The sequence below is a fragment of the Taibaiella helva genome, assembly GCF_003545695.1.
GTDB lineage: Bacteria > Bacteroidota > Bacteroidia > Chitinophagales > Chitinophagaceae > Taibaiella > Taibaiella helva.
On sequence record NZ_QUZZ01000001.1, the window covers coordinates 200,108 to 218,322 of the forward strand.

General features: G+C 53.1%; 18 protein-coding genes. 11 read left to right on the plus strand and 7 right to left on the minus strand.

Annotation, left to right across the window (positions count from 1 at the left end):
* Nucleotides 1-225: 225 nt before the first annotated feature.
* The 6 genes from DZC79_RS00840 to DZC79_RS00865 form a co-directional block, all read right to left on the minus strand.
* Complete coding sequence (locus DZC79_RS00840) at nt 226-3,150, minus strand: choice-of-anchor L domain-containing protein (RefSeq protein WP_118949653.1); 2,925 nt, start codon at nt 3,148-3,150, stop codon at nt 226-228.
* A gap of 233 nt (nt 3,151-3,383) precedes the next feature.
* Nucleotides 3,384-4,157 (minus strand): TIGR02757 family protein, encoded by a 774-nt coding sequence (locus DZC79_RS00845; protein ID WP_232831725.1) that lies wholly within the window; start codon nt 4,155-4,157, stop codon nt 3,384-3,386.
* A 52-nt stretch (nt 4,158-4,209) separates the two neighbouring features.
* Nucleotides 4,210-4,872, minus strand: a complete 663-nt coding sequence (locus tag DZC79_RS00850; protein ID WP_118949654.1) for a peptidylprolyl isomerase — start codon at nt 4,870-4,872, stop codon at nt 4,210-4,212.
* A 31-nt stretch (nt 4,873-4,903) separates the two neighbouring features.
* Nucleotides 4,904-6,727 carry a type VI secretion system baseplate subunit TssF gene (locus DZC79_RS00855; RefSeq protein WP_118949655.1) on the minus strand — a complete coding sequence of 608 codons (1,824 nt, stop codon included), beginning with the start codon at nt 6,725-6,727 and terminating at the stop codon, nt 4,904-4,906.
* A gap of 67 nt (nt 6,728-6,794) precedes the next feature.
* On the minus strand, nt 6,795-7,223 hold the full coding sequence (locus DZC79_RS00860; RefSeq protein ID WP_118949656.1) for a GPW/gp25 family protein: 429 nt from the start codon (nt 7,221-7,223) through the stop codon (nt 6,795-6,797).
* A 156-nt stretch (nt 7,224-7,379) separates the two neighbouring features.
* The gene (locus tag DZC79_RS00865; protein ID WP_118949657.1) at nt 7,380-8,042 is read right to left on the minus strand and encodes a hypothetical protein; all 663 of its coding nucleotides are present in this window, start codon (nt 8,040-8,042) and stop codon (nt 7,380-7,382) included.
* 222 nt (nt 8,043-8,264) lie between these two features.
* On the opposite strand from DZC79_RS00865, the gene DZC79_RS00870 reads away from it, so the two are divergent.
* The 4 genes from DZC79_RS00870 (at nt 8,265) to DZC79_RS00885 (ending at nt 12,606) form a co-directional block, all read left to right on the plus strand.
* Complete coding sequence (locus DZC79_RS00870) at nt 8,265-9,545, plus strand: hypothetical protein (protein ID WP_118949658.1); 1,281 nt, start codon at nt 8,265-8,267, stop codon at nt 9,543-9,545.
* 11 nt (nt 9,546-9,556) lie between these two features.
* Nucleotides 9,557-9,988 carry a QcrA and Rieske domain-containing protein gene (locus tag DZC79_RS00875; protein ID WP_198666715.1) on the plus strand — a complete coding sequence of 144 codons (432 nt, stop codon included), beginning with the start codon at nt 9,557-9,559 and terminating at the stop codon, nt 9,986-9,988.
* A 46-nt stretch (nt 9,989-10,034) separates the two neighbouring features.
* Entirely contained in the window at nt 10,035-11,150 is a 1,116-nt protein-coding gene (locus DZC79_RS00880; protein ID WP_118949659.1) for an imelysin family protein, read from the plus strand.
* Between the two features lie 82 nt (nt 11,151-11,232).
* Nucleotides 11,233-12,606, plus strand: coding sequence for a di-heme oxidoreductase family protein (locus DZC79_RS00885; protein WP_118949660.1), 1,374 nt, complete (start codon nt 11,233-11,235; stop codon nt 12,604-12,606).
* An 88-nt stretch (nt 12,607-12,694) separates the two neighbouring features.
* On the opposite strand, the gene DZC79_RS00890 is transcribed toward DZC79_RS00885, so the two are convergent.
* Entirely contained in the window at nt 12,695-13,393 is a 699-nt protein-coding gene (locus DZC79_RS00890; protein ID WP_118949661.1) for an outer membrane beta-barrel protein, read from the minus strand.
* A 306-nt stretch (nt 13,394-13,699) separates the two neighbouring features.
* Here DZC79_RS00890 and DZC79_RS00895 point away from each other — a divergent pair, with 306 nt between their 5' ends.
* Genes DZC79_RS00895 through prs form a run of 7 tightly spaced genes read left to right on the plus strand, consistent with a single transcriptional unit; the run spans nt 13,700 to nt 18,214 of the window.
* A complete protein-coding gene (locus DZC79_RS00895) occupies nt 13,700-14,386 on the plus strand; it encodes an NUDIX hydrolase (RefSeq protein ID WP_118949662.1) in 687 nt (228 codons plus the stop codon).
* Nucleotides 14,386-15,891, plus strand: coding sequence for a nicotinate phosphoribosyltransferase (locus tag DZC79_RS00900; protein WP_198666716.1), 1,506 nt, complete (start codon nt 14,386-14,388; stop codon nt 15,889-15,891). The genes DZC79_RS00895 and DZC79_RS00900 overlap by 1 nt, the downstream gene beginning before the upstream one ends.
* A 42-nt stretch (nt 15,892-15,933) precedes the next feature.
* Nucleotides 15,934-16,107, plus strand: coding sequence for a hypothetical protein (locus DZC79_RS21030; protein WP_157976837.1), 174 nt, complete (start codon nt 15,934-15,936; stop codon nt 16,105-16,107).
* A 36-nt stretch (nt 16,108-16,143) separates the two neighbouring features.
* The gene (locus tag DZC79_RS00905) at nt 16,144-16,296 is read left to right on the plus strand and encodes a macro domain-containing protein (RefSeq protein ID WP_198666717.1); all 153 of its coding nucleotides are present in this window, start codon (nt 16,144-16,146) and stop codon (nt 16,294-16,296) included.
* Between the two features lie 11 nt (nt 16,297-16,307).
* On the plus strand, nt 16,308-16,589 hold the full coding sequence (locus DZC79_RS00910; RefSeq protein ID WP_118949663.1) for a 2OG-Fe(II) oxygenase: 282 nt from the start codon (nt 16,308-16,310) through the stop codon (nt 16,587-16,589).
* A 7-nt stretch (nt 16,590-16,596) separates the two neighbouring features.
* Nucleotides 16,597-17,328: a metallophosphoesterase family protein gene (locus DZC79_RS00915; RefSeq protein ID WP_118949664.1), complete on the plus strand. Its 732-nt coding sequence runs from the start codon at nt 16,597-16,599 to the stop codon at nt 17,326-17,328.
* Nucleotides 17,329-17,368: 40 nt separating this feature from the next.
* Entirely contained in the window at nt 17,369-18,214 is an 846-nt protein-coding gene (gene prs / locus DZC79_RS00920; protein WP_157976838.1) for a ribose-phosphate diphosphokinase, read from the plus strand.
* Nucleotide 18,215 lies beyond the last annotated feature (1 nt).

Sequence of the window (18,215 nt, forward strand, 5' to 3'; positions counted from 1 at the left end):
TCAAAAGTTATTTCCGTGAGATTTTCTTAATAGAAATTTTTGGGAGATAAAAGTGCAAAAAAAATTTGATTATCCATAAAATTATCAAAATATTTTTTTTATTACCCTCCAAATCATTTCATAGAACTCCGGTTATGTTTATATTTTAATCATAATGATTGTCTAATCCGCTCAAAGCGCTTCCTCAATAAGGCTTTCAGCGATCCGGCCGGTAGCCGTCTATACCTACCGGATCAGCGTTACATTGCCGTCTTTTCTAAAGGGTTTGCCCGTGTTGGTGGTCGCTTCGATACTATAGATATACACACCCATCGGTTGTTCCTTGTCGTTGAACCGTCCATTCCAACCCTGATCGATGTTCGAAGTCTCAAATACTTTATTACCCCAACGGTTGAATATACGGAAGTATTTGAGATGGGCAATGCCGCGGCGTACGATCGTGAAATCGCCGCTGGTCGGCGTGAAGGCATTGGGAACATCGAGCAGCGATTCGGTATTGACCAGCACATCGATGGAATCTTTTATGATACATCCGTACTCGGTACGGGCGGTCACAAAATAACGGGTCCTCACTTCAGGCTGGGCCACCGGGTTTGAAATATTGTCGGCGCTTAGTCCTGAGGGCGGGAACCACTGGAAGTAAAGGCAATTGCCGGCAGGGTCGAGCTGGTAGCTTTCGCCGGGCCATAACTGCACGCTGTCGGGCAGGGTCACGGAAGCCTGAGGATAAACATTCACCATTACCATCTGGGTGTCGTAGCAGGTATGGTTGCCATAGACTTTAGCGCCCAGCACCGTGTATTGCGTGGGGCTTACAGGCGACGCAACAGGATTAGCGATATCAGCGTGATCCAGCCCGTCGTCAGGCGACCAGGTATAGTTGGTCGCACCGTCGGCAAGCAGCGGTATGCTTACCGGAGGGCAGGCGCCGGTATCAGGCACTACAGTTAAGAAATCCCCGGCAAATACCGTTACCACCATGGTGTCGCTGCCTTCGCAGCCCAGGGGTGTGGTCACTTTCACGGTAAGCTCAGGTACCGAAGCATCACCGCTGAATACGGGAAGCTGTGCTGTTGAATCGGTGAGGCCGGCTCCCGGCGACCAGTGGTAACTGTAATTGGGATAATTGGTCGGCATCACCGCTGCATACAGCTGGATTGTATCATAGGAACAGATGACTTTGTCTGGGCCGATATTGACATCGGGTACCGGCTGTACCTCTACATAGAAGCTATCGGGCATATCGATACAACCTGGGTACGAAGCCGTAAGGGTATAATAGCCGCTGGTGCGTGCAAGCAAGGTTGTATTCGGTGCCAGCGGATCGGCAATATCCGGCTCCGGCGTCCAGTTGTAGCTAAAGGCGGTGTCCCCGTCGGCCCTTAAAGGTATGACCGTGCCGGCGCATACCGCGGTATCGTTGTTCAGCACCGTGATGTGGTCGGGCAGCAGGCGTACCCTGATAGTGTCGTAGCCGTCGCAGCCTATTGCTCCGGGATTCACTTTTACCGCATAATCGGTAGTCGTGGGCGGTGTCGCCATCGGGTTACGGATCTCAGGATCGCTGAGTCCCGTCACCGGCGTCCAGGAAAACCGTTCATCTGGATTAGGTGGCGAGGTGCTGGCATAGAGCTGCACAGCGTCTCCGCAGGTGGCTTTATCCGGTCCGAGATCCACCCTGGGCGTATCTTTGACGTCGATCTTTATCTGCGCCGTGGATGGAGCGCAGCCCGATCCGCCCACTGGCAGCGTTACTTGCACAATATAGGTAGTCGGATCAGTAGGTGTTACCGTAACGTTCTGGGCCAGGGGATCGCTTACTGTTGCCGCCGGACTCCAGAGAAAGTCAAGCGCCGTATCTGCATCTACGGTCAGGTTTACCGACCTGCCACGGCATATTGCCGTATCGGGTGTTATTATCTTTACATAGACGGAATCGTAGATCATGATCGTATCGCTCGACAATACGATCGGCTCGTTGGTAGAGGAGCAAGTATAAGGAGACAGGATCGAGATGATCACCGATTTGGGTCCCACCGCGGGATTCATGGGAATACCATTCACAAACAGGTTGACCACACTGTCGCCGGCGGGCATGGTAACGCTGCTGGGCAGGGTATTGTAATCTACGCCGTTAACGGCAGTACCCGTAATGCTGAGCGGGATGGTAATTGCCTGTCCCAGGCTGCCGTTGCGGCTCACGCGCACCAGGCCGGGCGGACAGCCGCGTACGGTATTGGTAAAGGGCCGCTCAAGGCCGCCGCCGCCGAAGGTTTGTACCTTAAGCGAAGTTGAGCTGAGGCTGCCTGCTTTCAGGAATACACCCGAATCCAGGATCACGTCGTTGCCGCCGGCCGAGCCGTCGGCAATCGCCAGCTTCAGGTGATAGGTATCGCAGGGCGAAACTTCTGCCTTGGCCGTGAAGGGAGTGGTAAACCCGCGGTACGTTATGCTGGCTCCTCCTGTGTTATTGATATAGAATGCCGAGAAGGGCGAACCCGCCGCCATGCTGGTACAGGGTGTGCAATTGTTGCTGTTGCACGGATTGACCCCGCCGTTCGGAATAATGCTGGTGGTAGAGTTGACGCAAACCGGAACCGTAGTGCCCGGCACCAGGGCCATATTGTAAGGCGTGGTAAAGCCCGGGCCGCTAATCAGGAACGCAAACATATCGTTCCACTGGGAGCAGGAATAAGTTTGGTATTCAGAGGAAGCGAAGACATAATCGAATTTCACAGAGTCGCCGGCAGGAACGAAGTCGAATTCCAATACACAGGCATTGTTGCTCTGGAGGCCGGCAAGAATATTGTTCAGGGCAGGATCACCCGGAGCGCCATTATCAAAGTCGGGACCGGGGCCGCCGGTATTGGGGCCATTCACACCGATACCGGCGGGCGAGGTCATCGCTCTTCCGGAGGTAAGGATAATACCGCTGTCGATACCAAGGTTGCTGGTTCCGTTAAAGACGGCATTGGACAAGCCGGGGCAGGTGAGGGTAGGGTTCAGCACGGTAACGCCGGAGCCGGTGAGCCGCTCTACCAGCTGCGTTGCGGTTTGGTTGTCGACAACAACCAGCTGGGCATAAATAGCAAAACCAGGGATAAGAAGCAAGCAAAGAAAGAGAATAGAACGTCGTAAAGCTGTATACATAAATTGCTTTTTTACTGTTTGGTTAAGCGGATAACGGTCCGGTCGGTACGACCGACGCGGCGACTCCAAGTTCAGAGACGACCCGATAACAGGCAAACGTTGGGAAAAAAGTCTAATTTATATGCGATATGCCTGACCCCGGAGCCGTTTTAAATGGTTTTCCGCCAAAAACCTTGTCTTTGGAGCTACAAGATAGAGAAATATTTTCAGGAACAAGGTTCGCTGGCCACACTTTAGAATTTTTCGATAACGCCGAGACCAAATAAGGCATAGTCGTAGCGTACAGGGTCGGCCGCATCCAAGGCGCGCAAACCGGCAGTAAGCTCCTGTGCCGCTTTCCAGTCGTCCTGTTTGCGGGTCAGCAGGTTTAGCCGGCGGGCTACACGTGCGACATGCACATCCAGCGGGCACACCAGCTGCGCAGGGCTGATCTGTTTCCAGATACCGAAATCGACGGCGCTTTCACTGCGTACCATCCAGCGCAGGTACATATTGAGCCGCTTGCAGGCCGACTGCTTGGCCGGCGTCGAAATGTGCTTGCGGGTACGCTGGGGCGCCTGCGGCTCAGCAAATACGTAATCGTGAAATCCCGTAAGCGCCGGTGTAATGTCTGGGGAAAAGGAGTTGATAAATTGTGAAAAAGCTATCTCTAATGTGTCGTAACTCCGGAAATGCTGTTGAAGAACATGCAGGAGCCAGAACAGGTCGGTTGCGTTGAACGTGCGGTGCACAAAGGACAGCAGCGGTTTCAGATCGGTATCCGTATGGTTGCGCACAAAATCGTAAGGCGCATCATCCATCGCTCGTAGCAGGCGGTTGCAGCTGTTGATAATGGATGTCCGGTTACCCCAGGCAAACAGGGCCGCGAAAAAACCGGCGATCTCGATATCCTGCTGCCGGCTGAAGCGGTGGGGAATGCTTACCGGATCTTTGGCAATGAAAGAAGCCTGGTCGTATTCGGCTACCTTACGGTCCAGCATTTGTTTGAGCGCTGCAGTGTTCATCATCCTGGCAAATAAAGAGAATCCGGGAAAGCTCCCGGATTTTCTGATAGCAATTTTATACCCAAAAGAAAAGGAACTTCTTCTTAACCCTGATTTTCAATATTTTCTGATCCTCGTTAGGCCGGTCCATACCATTACGCGGCTGCTTTACGATCTTATCCACGATATCCATACCGCTGGTCACTTCGCCGTATACGGTATAGTTGCCGTCCAGGTGCGGCGTGCCGCCTATGGTGCGGTACAGCTCACGTTGTTCCGGTGTATAATGCTGGCCGGTACGTTTGGCCAGGTTATCCAGGTCGGCCTCATTAAATTTTTTACCTACAGTGATATAGAACTGGCAGCCCGAAGAGGACTTGTCCGGGTTGTTGTCTCGTGCTGCCGCCAGCACCCCGCGCTTATGGATATTTTCGGGTTTGATCTCGGCCGGAACGCGGTAGCCCACATCACCCTCTCCCAGTGCAGTGCCGGGCTTTGCCGTTTTGGAATCAGGATCGCCGCCCTGGATCATAAAGTCGGGGATTACGCGGTGAAATAACGTGCCATCATAAAAATGTTGTTTGGCCAGCTTCACAAAATTGTCCCGGTGCTTGGGTGTGTTATCATACAAAAAGAGCTCGATCTTACCGTAGGCGGTTGTGATCACGGCACGGTATTTTTGTGCAAAAGCATTGCAGCACAACAGTACCAGGCAAAGGGAAAGCAGGTTTTTCTTCATTGGATCGTCGGTTCCGTTTGAGGTGATCGCCTCATTGCAGCACCAGTCTGAAAGGGTATACCGGCGAGGCATGCAGGCTGAGATAATATTCCAGTTCCCGGCAAATATAGCTGACCTCGTCTTGTTCCGAATCATTTTGCCGGGGCGCTAATGTAAGAAAAATATCAATGGTACGCCGGAATCCCTGCTGATGGCCGGTTCCCGGCTGCACCCCTTTGCGCACCTCTATTTTTTTAAGCTTATCGCCCAGTAGCTGGTAGCTCAGCAGCTTGACGTCTTCCGCGCTCACGATCTTTCCCCCGGAAGAAAGCTGGCGCTTGAGGATGTATTTTTTCTCCGAATCGGTGACCGTCGATTTGCCGCCTGTTACATTGGTCAGGGTAAAAGCCCCGCGCGAAGGTGTAAGTGTGTGGTTGAAAGCTGTAAGCGCGGTACCCGTCCTTACGGCATGCGCTTCGGTCCCGTTGGTAGTCCAGTAGCTTACGGTTACCGATTCGCCCGAGGCCCGGGGCTTCAGCAGCAGGTAATGCAGGGCTTCTTTTTTATCCCTGGCGACCTGCATCTGGTCTTCGAGCCGCGCCAGGATACGGGTGATCTCCCGCAGCCGCGCCAGCACAAATTCATTGCTCATGCGGCTGAAGTAAGCGCTTTCGTCCCGTATTGCCTCCATCAGGCTGCCGATGATCTCGCGTACCTCCCTGGCATTGGTCTTCCCTACACCGCCGGCGCGTACGATAGCTTCTCCCTCTTCTACCTGCCGGCCGTCGGCCGAGCTGTTGATCTGGTAACGTCCGCCCGAAGAGCCGGTAATGCTGTGCAGGTCTAGAAAGCTGCCTTCGATGGGTATGGGAATGATGTTCACCCAATTGTCGGTGCGGTAGTTAAGCGTATTGAGCGACCTGTTGATTACCGGGAAGGCGTTGATGCTGCAATGCAGGCGGTCCAGGGTCTCCTGCCGGAACATGCGTCCCAACGTGATCCGGATAAATACTGCCCCTTCGGCCTGCAAGGCCTGCAGGTTTTTTTCCGGCATATCCATCCAGCTGTCGGGGATGGCGCCGGGAACAGGCTTCAGGTCCTGCGGCAGATTGAGGAACTGGCGGGCATAGATCCCCGCAACCTGCCGGTGCACTTTACGGCTGTAGTTGTAACCCGAAGACAATACCTCTTCCAGGTTCAGCTCAAACTGGGCGCCTTTATAGTAGCCGCTTTCGAGCGCCAGCTCCTGCCCTTCAGCAAAGGCTTTTGTATGATGCAGGCTATTATAGAAAAGAGGCGCCTCGCTGTGTCCTTTAAGATCAAAAAAAAGCTGCAGGCCCTTAAAGCTGTTCAGACCCTTATCCGGCGTAAGAGCCAGCCACAGCTCGTCGGAGTAGCCGCCCTGGCCGCTGTCCCCAACCAGCTCTTTCTGACCGTTGGGTGTAAAGCGAAAGTATTTGTTACCGGCTTTCATGTAGCTGAGGCCGGCTTTGAGCAGCCGGAAGCTGCCGACGGGGGTAAAATAGAAGTCCCTGTTGTAGGCCGCCGTGCCCGCCTGTTGTAGGCGCTGCGTGGTATAGAACCTGGTGGTCTCATCGAGGATGGCCCTGGCTTCTACCGGCTGTGCCTGCATAATACAGGAGCCGGGCTGCGCATTGATCATCGCTTCGGGAAGGATCAGCTCGGCCAGGCGGTCGATAAGGCGGCTTTGCGTTGCATTGATGCCGGCGCCGATCTGCTCCAGCTCCCCCGCACAGGTTTCAAGCAGCAGCAGGATCAGGGGGTCGAAGTTCGATTCGATCTCCCCTTCGGGAATTTCCCATAGCCTTGCGGCCGTTTTCAGCATGCGGTCTCTGATCTGTTCTTTTTTCAGCATAACGATTGGGCGTAGTTTAGAAGCGGTCAGAAAATATATCCGGGGATGAGCGGTTGGCGTGCTATGCTCAGTCGAAGGCCATCGGCCCTATGAAGAAGCCGGTAGCAAAGCGGAAGGGTTCGTTGCTGCGGGCCAGGCTGCCCTGTATCACGATCTCGATACGCCGCCGGAGCCGTACGCCGCCCGATTCGTTTACCGGCGTTTGTCTTACATTAACTTCGACCACTACCGCAACCAGTCTTTTCTCATAGGCCGCGATCTGCTGCTGCAGCGAATCGATCACCATTTCCCTGCGGGCATCATTGGAAAGGTGGATGTCGTAGTCATGGTCCCAGAAGGCGGAGCCATAGGCTGCGTTCTGCTTGTTCTCGCCTACCGTGGTCGTGATCAGCAGGTGAAGATTGCGGACAATGGATTGCTGCAGCGTGCAGGTATCCAGCCGCCGCTTTTCGAAGAAAGGTTCGAATTTCAGGGGGAGCTTCAGGTATTCGGGCATGGAGAGAAGGGCTTTCGGTACTACAAAGATAGCAGAAAGCCCAGGCCCTGGTATCGGTAAAAATACGTATTCTGCGCGTTACCGGTACCAGGAGCATATGACTAAAAAGCCGCCCGGAAGACCGGGCGGCGTCGATAAAAATGATAGCAGTAGTGCTTAGTCGTCTGTTTTGGCCTGTTTCATGAACTCGTCATTGGCTTCCTTACCCCAGAAAGGTTTGGTGATGTCGTCATGAGATTCCTTGGCAAAAAAGCCTTCGGCTTTTTCGAAATATTCGAGCGATTTCTTTTTACCGCCACCGAACATCTTAGGTGTAAAGAATATGCTGGTCGCTTTCAGGAAATAAATACGCGGATTTTCCGGGTTATATTCCTTTGCTTTTTCCAGGTTGCTTTCGAAGATCTTGCCGTATTTCTGCCAACGCTTCTTCGGATCTACACCCAGGCGGGCATTAGCCAGCATTGCCGTGATGGCATACAACTCAGACTGCTGGCCTTTATCATTTTTGTCGGCCAGGGAAGTAGCCGTAGCCAGGAAGTCCTCGGCTTCATCCAGGTAAGCATCCTTTTTGGCAGCATCTTTCTCGTCATAGTTCAGCATGATCCTGGACAGGGCGGCATAGTAAGATGCAGACCACTCGGTATTGAACTTTTTGGCAATAAGTCCCAGGCGGTTGCTCTGGTTGATTTTTTCGGCTTGGTCCTTCCCTTCGAAGAATGCCTTTACAGAAGTACCCAGTGTCTGTTTGTAATCCTGGGCCAGGACGGTGCCGGCAAAGCCCATTACCAGTGCCAGGGAAAGTAGGAAACGTTTTGTCATTGTTTTCTTTTTTTGAATGATAGGGCAAAGCTAAACGAAGGCGACTTCATTTAAATATAATGTTTCGGTAAATACGGGAGAAAATTCGGCGAACCGGTAACGGTCCCCGGCGAGACCCCGGCTATGATTTTGTAATACTATTGTCATTTCTACCCTTAGCTGCCGTTTTATTGGCAAAGTTTAGTTCCTTTGCGCCCGAAAATTTTCAGAATGCCTGGGTCAATGTTTAAAAAATTACTGCTGGGAATGAGCCTCCTGCAGTTGGGCTACACCGCTGCAGCACAGCAGGATGCGGAACAGAAAGAAAAGATCAGGAGTGGTATGACTCCGGCCCAGCGATTGATCGCCAACACGGGCGAAGACCTGCTTACCGGTGGTAATGCCGATCATGCGCAAACCGTGATCTCCGGCTATGGACAGGCCTCCTACCAGCGCAGCTTCCAGTACAAGACCTCGACCATGAATCTTGACCGGGTGGTCCTGTTTGTCGGCCACCAGTTCAACAACCGTATCGCTTTCTTCTCCGAACTGGAGATCGCCGACGCCCGTATTGAAGGCGGCAAGCCCAAGGGCGAGATCGGTATGGAGCAGGCCTATCTTAAGTTCAGCATCAATCCGCGGCAATATTTTGTCGCCGGTCTCTTTATTCCCCGTATCGGTATCCTCAACGAAAATCACCTGCCTACCAACTTTAATGGCGTAGAGCGCCCCCTGGTCGAGCAGCTGGTGATTCCTTCTACCTGGCGGGAGCTAGGCGTAGGCTTCTACGGGCAAATGAGCACCCTTCCTGTTGCCTACAGCATCGCTGTGGTGAACGGCCTCGATGCCTCTTCCTTTACACACGGTACCGGTATCGGAGATGGAAAGGGCGGCGGGCAGCGTTCCAGCGGCAACAATCTCGCTGCTACTGCTTCCATAAAAGCCTTTGTGGGCGACTTCCAGGTGCAGGTGGCTGGTTACGCCGGAGGGACCATCGGTATCAGCAGCTATGAAGCCGACAGCCTGCACATGACCTCGGGCATGCTGGCGGCGCCCATTTACCTGGGCGAGGCCGATGTACAGTATGCCGCCCATGGCTTCAGCGCCAAGATACTCGGTAGCTATATCTCCTATCCTAAAGCGGGTGATATCAACCGCAGCTATGCCAACAATACACCCTCGGCGATGTATGGCGTTTATGCCGAGCTAGGCTACAATCTTTTTGAAACGATCAAAAATGAAAAATTTGAGAATAAGCAGCTCATTGCCTTTGCCCGCTATGAGAAGCTGGACCTGAACGCTACGATCCCCAGCAACGGTATCTACGATGGTACGCTGAAGCAATCGCACCTGATCGCCGGACTTAACTTCATGCCTATCCCCAATATTACGATCAAGGCCGATGTAAGGCTGGCCAATACCGGCCCGTTCAACAAGGCCTTGCTTGTTAATCCGCCACCGGTAATCAGGCCTTATGCAGAGAACAATACTTTCCTGAATATCGGTATCGGTTACTCCTTTTAATGATCATATTTATGGACCGGAGAAACTTTCTGAAACAATCCTGCGGCGCCTGTGCGGCAATGAGCCTGGGTGCGCTGCTGGGCACATCGTTCCTCGAGTCCTGCGGGAGTACAGGGCTCAGCGTGCTGAAAGCGGCGCCGTCCGATGGCAAGGTGAGTGTTCCCCTGGCACAGTTTGAGGGGCACAATTTCCAGCTGCTCCGGGTCAATAATTATAACTACGACATTGCCCTGCAGAGAAAGGACGATGGTACCTATTCGGCAATGTTATTGATGTGTACGCATGCCAGGCATCCGCTGACCAAGGCCGGCAGCGGCTATTACTGTACCCTGCACGGCAGTAAGTTCAGCGCCGACGGCAAAGTGGAGAAGGGGCCTGCCTCAAAGCCAATGGTGCTGCTGCCGACAGCAATTGACGGGGATCGCCTGGTAGTGACCCTGTAAAAACAAAGGATTTATTTTTTTGACAACACCCATACAGATCTTCCTTATGAAAAAATATGCAGTACTCGGCCTTGCCGGTCTAGCCCTGCTGGCTACGACCCAAACCGGATGTAAATCTGATTCTGATCCGCAGCCGGTCGAAGATTTTAACCAGCTTAAGACCCAGGTGCTGAGCGACTTTGTCAACGTTGTGGGCAATCCGCTCTACGCCGACTTCAAAGCCAAAGCTTCCGATCTGAACAATGCTGTGACCACCCTTTCGGCCAATCCTACACCAGCCAATTTAGAAGCGGCACGCAATGCCTGGAAAGCCGTGCGCGTGATCTGGGAACAGAGCGAAGGCTTCCTTATCGGTCCCGTAGAAGACGATAATTACGATCCCTACATGGACACCTGGCCAACGGATAAGACCCGTATGAACGACCTGCTGGCCGGCAACCAGGCGCTTACCGTAGAATACCTGGCCGGTCTGGACAATCCCGAAGAAGAAGCCGAGCTTACCCTGAGAGGCTTTCACCCCTTGGAATATATGCTGTGGGGCGCAGGCGGCAACAAACAAGCTTCAGAGCTGACCGCCAGGGAGAAAGAGTATATGACCGCGCTGGCCGCTGACGTTTTGAATAACGTCAGCAAGCTGCAGGCCAGCTGGCTGCCCGGCGCTACTTACTTCGGCAAAGAGCTGATGAACCCCGGCGCCGGTAGTCGTTATGAGAACAAACGCGATGCCCTGGAAGCCCTGGCCAATGCGCTGATCGACATCTGCAGCGAGGTAGGCGAAAGCAAAATGGTAGAGCCCTTCCAGCCCAACAACCCGGCCCAGGCCGATAGCACGGTATCCGAGTCGCCTTACTCCCATAACTCTATTGCCGATTTCCGGAACAATATCATCGGGGCGCGCAATGTTTACCTCTGTACTTATGGTGCGGGTAGCGGAAAGAGCCTGAGCGACCTGGTAAAAGCCAATAATGCTTCCCTGGACCAGGAGATCAAGCAGAAGTTTGAAGTGGCGATCGGCTCCTTCGATGGTATTACCACTACATTTGAGCAGGCAATCTATATACAGCGTAACCAAGTACAGAATACCCTTACCGCACTGCAATCGCTAAAAGGAACCCTGGACGATAAGCTGGTGCCTTATATCCGGCAATACGTAAACGATTAATGCTGCCCGCGGCGTACAATCGTTGTTTTTATCATCATCCTGGCAGCGCATTTCCAGTGCTGCCGGGATTTTTGGCTCAGAAATGAAGAAGTTAAGTGTACTGGCGGTATTGGTGTTAATCGTGATCACCGGCACCTTATGCCGTAAAGCGGAGGAGTTTCCGGAAGAGCAATACGATCCCCGCCTCTCGGGTGGCGCCGCTACCATATTCCTGTCCAATTCGCAGGCCTTCGGCTCCGCTATTCCCGGCCTGAGCGGCTATGATGCATTTATGCATGAGCTGGGCGATGCCTTGTTCGGCCAGACTTTTGTTTCGGCGCCGGCGCCCTTATTTTCGGGGTTGGGGCCGGTTTATAATAACGTGTCCTGTGTCAGCTGCCACCACAATGATGGTAAGGGTACGCCCACAATGGGCCTCATTACTTCCTCCCTGCTGACGCGTATCAGCATACCGGGAACCGATGCCTTCGGCGGGCCGCTGGCTGCCCCCGGCTTCGGTGGTCAGCTGCAGGATAAAGCCATAAGCGGTAAAAATGCAGAGGCTAAAATGAAGATCGACTATACCGAGATCCTTTTCACCTTTGCCGACGGGGAAAGCGTATCGCTGCGTAAGCCGGTGTATACGATGAACAATCCCTATACCAGCCTGCCTGCAGGCTATATGCTTTCGGTGCGCCTGGCGCCTCCGGTATTCGGCCTGGGCTTGCTGGAGCTGATACCAGATGAAACCTTGTTATCCTTTGCCGATGAGAGCGATGCCAATGGCGACGGCATCAGCGGGCGACCCAATTATGTGCACGACCCCATCAGCGGAAAGCGCGTGCTGGGCCGCTTCGGGCTAAAAGCCAACAACCCCAACCTGATGGTACAGGTGGCCTCGGCCTACCATCAGGATATCGGCATCACCAGCTATCTCTTCCCCCGCGAATCTTCTTACGGACAGGAGCAGAACGACGACCTTGCCGATGATCCCGAGCTGGCCGACAGCATGCTGCAGGCCACTACTTTTTATGTACAGACCCTGGGCGTGCCGGCACGACGTAATGTGGAGGATCCCGAAGCGCTCCGAGGTGAGAAGCTCTTTGTACAGCTCAATTGCTCGGGTTGCCATATCCCTACCCTGTATACAGGTGTTGATGTACGCCAGCCGGTGCTGAGCAACCAGCGCATCCATCCATACACCGACCTGCTGCTGCACGATCTCGGCGCCGACCTGGCCGACGGGCGCCCCGACTACCTGGCTGATGGCAACGAATGGCGCACACCGCCTTTATGGGGTATCGGCCTTTTTGCCAAGACCAATGGTACACCTTTCTACCTGCACGACGGTCGTGCCCGTAACTTTACCGAAGCCATTCTCTGGCATGGCGGTGAAGCGCAGCGTTCCAGGGACGCCTTCGTCCGTTTGTCCAAAGCCGACCGTGATGCCCTGCTGAAGTTTCTGCAATCTTTATAATAGCGATACCTGAAACCCGCCCTGCTCCTCGCTCTGTTATGGGCAAGGCAGCAGGGCGGGCTTCTTTTTATCCCCGTATGCCGGAAAATTACAGCTCTAGCTTGATCCCGAGCTCGAAGCCGATGGTGTAGTTCCTTTGTGAGTAGCTAAAACCGGAATTCACCGATGGCTTCGCCAGGTTGCCGATCATATAGTTGGCCGATGGACCGCCGAACAGGCTCACCTTGTTGCTCAGCCTGTATTCCAGGTGGACCGCGGCCGTGCCCCAAAATGAGATACGATTGTATTGTGAAGAAAAATCGGCCCCGGTCAAGCTGCTGGTATGCTTGATGCTACCTTCTCTTGTACGCATAGACGCGCTGATGTTGTAAGTTGTCAGCAGTCCCAGTGTCGGTACCAGCTTCAGTCTATTGCCCAGCGGCAACGCATAACCCACCTGCACCGGTATCCCGATGTGATGGAACGTCACGCGCTGATCGCCGGAGGGGTTTACGATATCCGGAGTAGCCGGGTTAAAATCATTCCCGAACACCAGGTCCCGTTTAAAGCCGCTGGTGAAGTATTGTATCCCCGTCTGGAAGCGCCAGCGGTTCATTTGATAGCCCGCGTTGAGCCTGGCGCTATAGTGCATAAAAGCGCTCTTATCTTCAAGAATAATACCCGGAGGTTCCGGTTTGCTGGCATTGGTAATACCGGCCCCACCCGAAGCAGAGAGATAAAAGCCGTTCTGTGCATGGGTTAAGGCAGGCAGACATAGTGCTGCGGCCAGATAGCGTAGTTTTTTCATCTTGTTTATTTAGGGGATTAGCAAATTAACGGCAGGGGAGTCGCTTGTATTATCTGTTAAGAATATAGCCGGTGGGTTATGGGGAACAATCTTCATAGGATCAGTTTTCAGGAATAAAGGAATAACGTAGGTTGGCGCCGGCTTAGTATCGATAACAGAACCGGCACAAAGGAAAAAGAAGCTGAGGGCATGGCCATTTCCGTCGCTGCGCCGCATTATGGCCGGCTAAATTGTTAAAACTCGCCGGAAATTTGGTGCGAATGCTTCTTTTACTTTTACTTTGCGTCATAATAACGCAAACTAAAAATGGCAAAACAGTTCAGCAGCTATAAGAATCCCTCCCTGGCAGTAGACCTAGTGGTGTTTGGCTATCACCAGCAGGAACTGTCGGTATTGCTGCTCAATCGTAAGGACGAGCCCTTTAAGAACGGGTGGACTTTACCAGGTGGATTTTTACAAATGGAAGAAACGCTGCTGGAAGTATGCACCCGTATCCTGAAGACCAAGCTGGGTATCGACAAGCTATACCTGGAACAGCTGTACACCTTCGATGAGCCGGGGCGCGATCCGCGCGGCAGGGTGATCTCGGTGGCGTACTACGCGCTCATCAACCCGCACCGGCTGGCCGTTGTGGCCGGCAGCATGGCCAATGATGTACAATGGTTCCCGGTAGAAAAGGTACCGCGCCTGGGCTTCGACCATAAGCGTATCTTCGGCCAGGCCCTGCAAAGGCTCAAGTCGAAGATACTGTATCACCCGGTTGGCTTCGAGCTGCTGGACGATACCTTTACCATGACCGAGCTGCATGAGCTGTACGAGACGATCCTGGGTATCGCTATCGACCGCCGCAATTTCCGGCGAAAGATACTGGACTCAGAATACATCGTCGCTACCGGAACGAAGAGAGAAGGCCTGAAGAATCGCCATCCCGACCTGTACCGTTTTAATAAGCATCTGAAACAAAATAATTTTCAACTTAACATCCCTTCCTGATGAAAACGATAATGCCCATTTTGCTGAAAGACGGCTATAAGGTTGGCCACAAGTTCCAGTATCCTGATGGTACCACCCTGGTGTATTCCAATATGACGCCGCGCCGTTCCCGTAACCCTGAGACACAGGAGATCGTGTTCTTCGGGCTGCAGTACTTTATCCGGGAATACCTGGTTCGCCAGTTTGACGAAGCCTTCTTCAGCCAACCAAAGGAAACGGTGCTGAAAGCTTATGCCCGGCGCATGGACAACTACCTGGGCAAAGATGCCGTAAGTTATGATCATATCGTTGCCCTGCACGATCTTGGTTACCTGCCGTTGGAAATAAAGGCACTGGCCGAAGGTAGCCTGGTGCCCATGCGTGTCCCGGTGCTGACCATCAAAAACACGCTGCCCGAATTCTTCTGGCTGACCAATATGCTGGAAACCCTGATAAGCGCGATCATCTGGAAACCCTGCACCTCTGCGACTACGGCCTTCCAATACCTGAAGACCTTTACGCGCTATGCGGAAGAAACAGTGGGATCAGACCGTAGCTTCATTCCCTGGCAGGGGCACGACTTCTCCTTCAGGGGCATGAGCGGAGTGGAAGATGCATTGATGAGCGGCGCCGGCCACCTGTTGTCCTTTGCGGGTACGGACACCATACCGGCGATCGACTTCCTGGAAGCCTATTATGATGCGAACTGTGAGCAGGAGCTGATCGGAAGTTCTGTGCCGGCTACGGAACACAGCGTGATGTGCATGGGCAGCCAGGATGGGGAGATCGGGACCTTTGAGCGGCTGATCACCAGGGTATATCCCGCGGGCATCGTTTCTATTGTAAGCGATACCTGGGATTTCTGGCAGGTGATCACAGGATTCCTCCCGCAGCTGAAAGATAAGATACTGGCGCGTGAAGGCAAAGTAGTGATCAGGCCCGACAGCGGCGACCCGGTAAAGATCATTGTGGGTGATGAAGATGCTATACCCGGAAGCCCTGAATACAAAGGCGCCGTGCTTTGCCTTTGGGAGATCTTCGGCGGTAGCGTTACCGAAAAAGGCTATAAGCTGCTGGATCCGCACATCGGTCTTATTTACGGCGACAGCATTACTACCGAAAGGCAGGATGCGATACTGGAAGGCCTGAAGCGTAAAGGTTTTGCCAGCTATAACGTGGTGCTGGGTATTGGTTCTTATACTTATGAATACGTGACCCGCGATACGTTCGGCTTCGCCATGAAAGCGACTTATGGTGAAGTGGAAGGGAGAGGTCGCGATATTTTCAAAGATCCCAAGACCGATGACGGTACCAAGAAATCGGCAAAAGGGCTGATGCAAGTCTTTCGCAATGCAGCCACAGGCAGGCTGGAGCTGAAAGATCAGTGCAGCTGGGAAGAAGAACAACAAGGTGAGCTGAAGACCGTATTTAAAGATGGTAAGCTCACCGCAGTGCAAACCCTGGCGGAGATCAGGGAACGATTGAAACAACAGATACAACAACCGGAAGCAGTGCCTGAGCTGTAGGGCCGGACAATAAACACGAACCATGAACAAGTATCATAAAGAATGGCTGATAGGAGCATACCGGAGGCAGGAACGCCTGAAGTTCCTCTTCTTCTGGGGGGACATCAGCCGGCAAAGGGCGGAGGCGTTACGACAAGCTGCTTCAGCCAATGGTGGATCGCGCCTTCCGAGGTGGACGGCAACCGCTATGCCAGAACCTGCTGGGCTTTGCCCTGATGGCCGTGAGAGACCAATTATCGGAAAAGTAAAGTTATGAACATAGTACTGATCAATGGAGATATTACTACTATGGCGGTAGATGCGATCGTCAATGCTGCGAACAGCTCTTTGTTGGTTGGCGGCGGCGTGGACGGCGCCATTCACCGCAAAGGCGGGAAAGCCATCTCGGGAGCAGCTATGCGATAGGGTTGAACGAAATGTTCCGCTTCTATAAATACAGTCCCGGCCAGCGGTTCAGGATGCATCGTGATGGCAGCTACCGGCGCAACGAAACAGAGTTTAGCTACTATACGTTTATGGTATACCTGAACGACGATTATGAAGGCGGGCAGACCCGCTTTGAGTCTGGTGAGTACGTAGCGCCGAAAAAGGGACTGGCGCTTATCTTCGAGCACAGCCTCAAGCATGAAGGCGCAAGGCTGCAGTCGGGCAACAAATATGTGCTGCGGTCGGATGTAATGTTTAAACAAAGAAGCTGAGCAGAAAATGAAGCGCACTATTGTTATCGGCGATATCCACGGCGCGTTGAAAGCCCTGGAGCAGCTCATGGCGCAAATAGCACTACAGCCGGAAGACAGCCTGATCTTCCTGGGCGATTATGTCGACGGCTGGTCGCAGTCGGCAGAAGTGATCCGTTACCTGATGGCCCTGGAGCAGCGGTATGCCTGCATTTTTATCAAAGGCAATCATGACGCCTGGTGTGAAGACTGGCTGGCCGATCAGCTGCCCAACGACACCTGGTTGTTTCATGGTGGCCGGCTGACGGTAGAAAGCTATGCCCGTTTAACAGCGGCGGAGCGGCTGGAACACTTGTCTTTCTTCAACCGTATGCGTAACTATTATGTCGATGAAAAGAACCGGCTGTTCATTCATGCCGGCTTTTCTTCTATGCACGGTCCCGACCATGAGCCTTACAAAAGCAATTATTCCTGGGATCGCACCCTGTGGGAAATGGCGCTAACAATGGATACGCGGATAAAGAAGGACAGCAAGCTTTATCCCAAACGCTTGTTACTGTTTGAAGAGATTTATATCGGGCATACGCCGACGCTGAATTATGATGTAACGACACCAATGAAGGCCTGCAACGTGTGGAACCTCGATACCGGCGCGGCCTTTACCGGGCGCATCTCAGCGATGGACATCGATAGCCGCACCACATGGCAAAGCGATGTGGTGCAAGAGCTGTATTCGGAGGAGAAAGGCAGGAATAAATAAAAAAGACCGCTGTATTTTTACAGCCAGGAGGCAATACCATATGAATACACTCAACCTGATCGATCCGCTGCAGTCGGATATCCGCTATAAGACCATGGTCTTTCCCGACGGGCAACCTCATATTAAGCTGGATATGGATAGCTGTGCGGGCCTGGACCGGAAGGCGCCGCTGCGTATCCTCTGCCGGGTTAATCATCCTGCAGACCTGCTGCTGTTGCTGCTGGTCAAGAACACCCTGGACTACCTGGAGTTTGAGCAGGTCGAAGCCGCGGTGACTTACCTGATGGCCGCACGTATGGACCGTGTTATGCTGGAAGGAGAGCCCTTTTCTTTAAAAGTAGTGGCGGCAATGCTCAATTCCGCCGGCTTTCGCCGGCTCAGGATCTTTGATCCGCATTCGGAAGTAACGACGGCGCTTATCGAAAGGTCTTATGCGGTAACCAATCATCAATACGTCCGGGATGTGCTGCAGCATTACTTTGCGGCCAATGGCGAAGAGGCGTGGTACCTGGTGTCGCCCGATGCCGGGGCGCTGAAAAAGATCCATAAGCTGGCGCAATACCTGGGTACCGAAAGGGTGGTGGAATGTATGAAAGAACGGGACCTTAAAACAGGGGCGCTCACCAGCTTTAAAACGACCACAGAACACCTGGATGGGAATACCTGCTTTATTATCGACGATATCTGCGATGGTGGTGGCACCTTTGCCGGCACGGCTGCCCTGCTTAAGGAAAAAGGAGCCGGTAAAGTGATCCTGATCGTCAGCCATGGCATCTTCAGCAAAGGAACGACCATTAACGGCGTCGATGCGATCTATACCACAGATTCTTATCGTGTGGTACCGGAGGTACACTGCCTTCCGGTAACCCCTTATCTTATGGCTTAAG

What these genes read in the sequence shown, in the direction of transcription:
- DZC79_RS00840 (WP_118949653.1), bottom strand. Translation starts at nt 3,150, where the DNA reads ATGTATACAGCTTTACGACGTTCTATTCTCTTTCTTTGCTTGCTTCTT.
- DZC79_RS00845 (WP_232831725.1), bottom strand. Translation starts at nt 4,157, where the DNA reads ATGATGAACACTGCAGCGCTCAAACAAATGCTGGACCGTAAGGTAGCC.
- DZC79_RS00850 (WP_118949654.1), bottom strand. Translation starts at nt 4,872, where the DNA reads ATGAAGAAAAACCTGCTTTCCCTTTGCCTGGTACTGTTGTGCTGCAAT.
- DZC79_RS00855 (WP_118949655.1), bottom strand. Translation starts at nt 6,727, where the DNA reads ATGCTGAAAAAAGAACAGATCAGAGACCGCATGCTGAAAACGGCCGCA.
- DZC79_RS00860 (WP_118949656.1), bottom strand. Translation starts at nt 7,223, where the DNA reads ATGCCCGAATACCTGAAGCTCCCCCTGAAATTCGAACCTTTCTTCGAA.
- DZC79_RS00865 (WP_118949657.1), bottom strand. Translation starts at nt 8,042, where the DNA reads ATGACAAAACGTTTCCTACTTTCCCTGGCACTGGTAATGGGCTTTGCC.
- DZC79_RS00870 (WP_118949658.1), top strand. Translation starts at nt 8,265, where the DNA reads ATGTTTAAAAAATTACTGCTGGGAATGAGCCTCCTGCAGTTGGGCTAC.
- DZC79_RS00875 (WP_198666715.1), top strand. Translation starts at nt 9,557, where the DNA reads ATGGACCGGAGAAACTTTCTGAAACAATCCTGCGGCGCCTGTGCGGCA.
- DZC79_RS00880 (WP_118949659.1), top strand. Translation starts at nt 10,035, where the DNA reads ATGAAAAAATATGCAGTACTCGGCCTTGCCGGTCTAGCCCTGCTGGCT.
- DZC79_RS00885 (WP_118949660.1), top strand. Translation starts at nt 11,233, where the DNA reads ATGAAGAAGTTAAGTGTACTGGCGGTATTGGTGTTAATCGTGATCACC.
- DZC79_RS00890 (WP_118949661.1), bottom strand. Translation starts at nt 13,393, where the DNA reads ATGAAAAAACTACGCTATCTGGCCGCAGCACTATGTCTGCCTGCCTTA.
- DZC79_RS00895 (WP_118949662.1), top strand. Translation starts at nt 13,700, where the DNA reads ATGGCAAAACAGTTCAGCAGCTATAAGAATCCCTCCCTGGCAGTAGAC.
- DZC79_RS00900 (WP_198666716.1), top strand. Translation starts at nt 14,386, where the DNA reads ATGAAAACGATAATGCCCATTTTGCTGAAAGACGGCTATAAGGTTGGC.
- DZC79_RS21030 (WP_157976837.1), top strand. Translation starts at nt 15,934, where the DNA reads ATGGCTGATAGGAGCATACCGGAGGCAGGAACGCCTGAAGTTCCTCTT.
- DZC79_RS00905 (WP_198666717.1), top strand. Translation starts at nt 16,144, where the DNA reads ATGAACATAGTACTGATCAATGGAGATATTACTACTATGGCGGTAGAT.
- DZC79_RS00910 (WP_118949663.1), top strand. Translation starts at nt 16,308, where the DNA reads ATGTTCCGCTTCTATAAATACAGTCCCGGCCAGCGGTTCAGGATGCAT.
- DZC79_RS00915 (WP_118949664.1), top strand. Translation starts at nt 16,597, where the DNA reads ATGAAGCGCACTATTGTTATCGGCGATATCCACGGCGCGTTGAAAGCC.
- prs (WP_157976838.1), top strand. Translation starts at nt 17,369, where the DNA reads ATGAATACACTCAACCTGATCGATCCGCTGCAGTCGGATATCCGCTAT.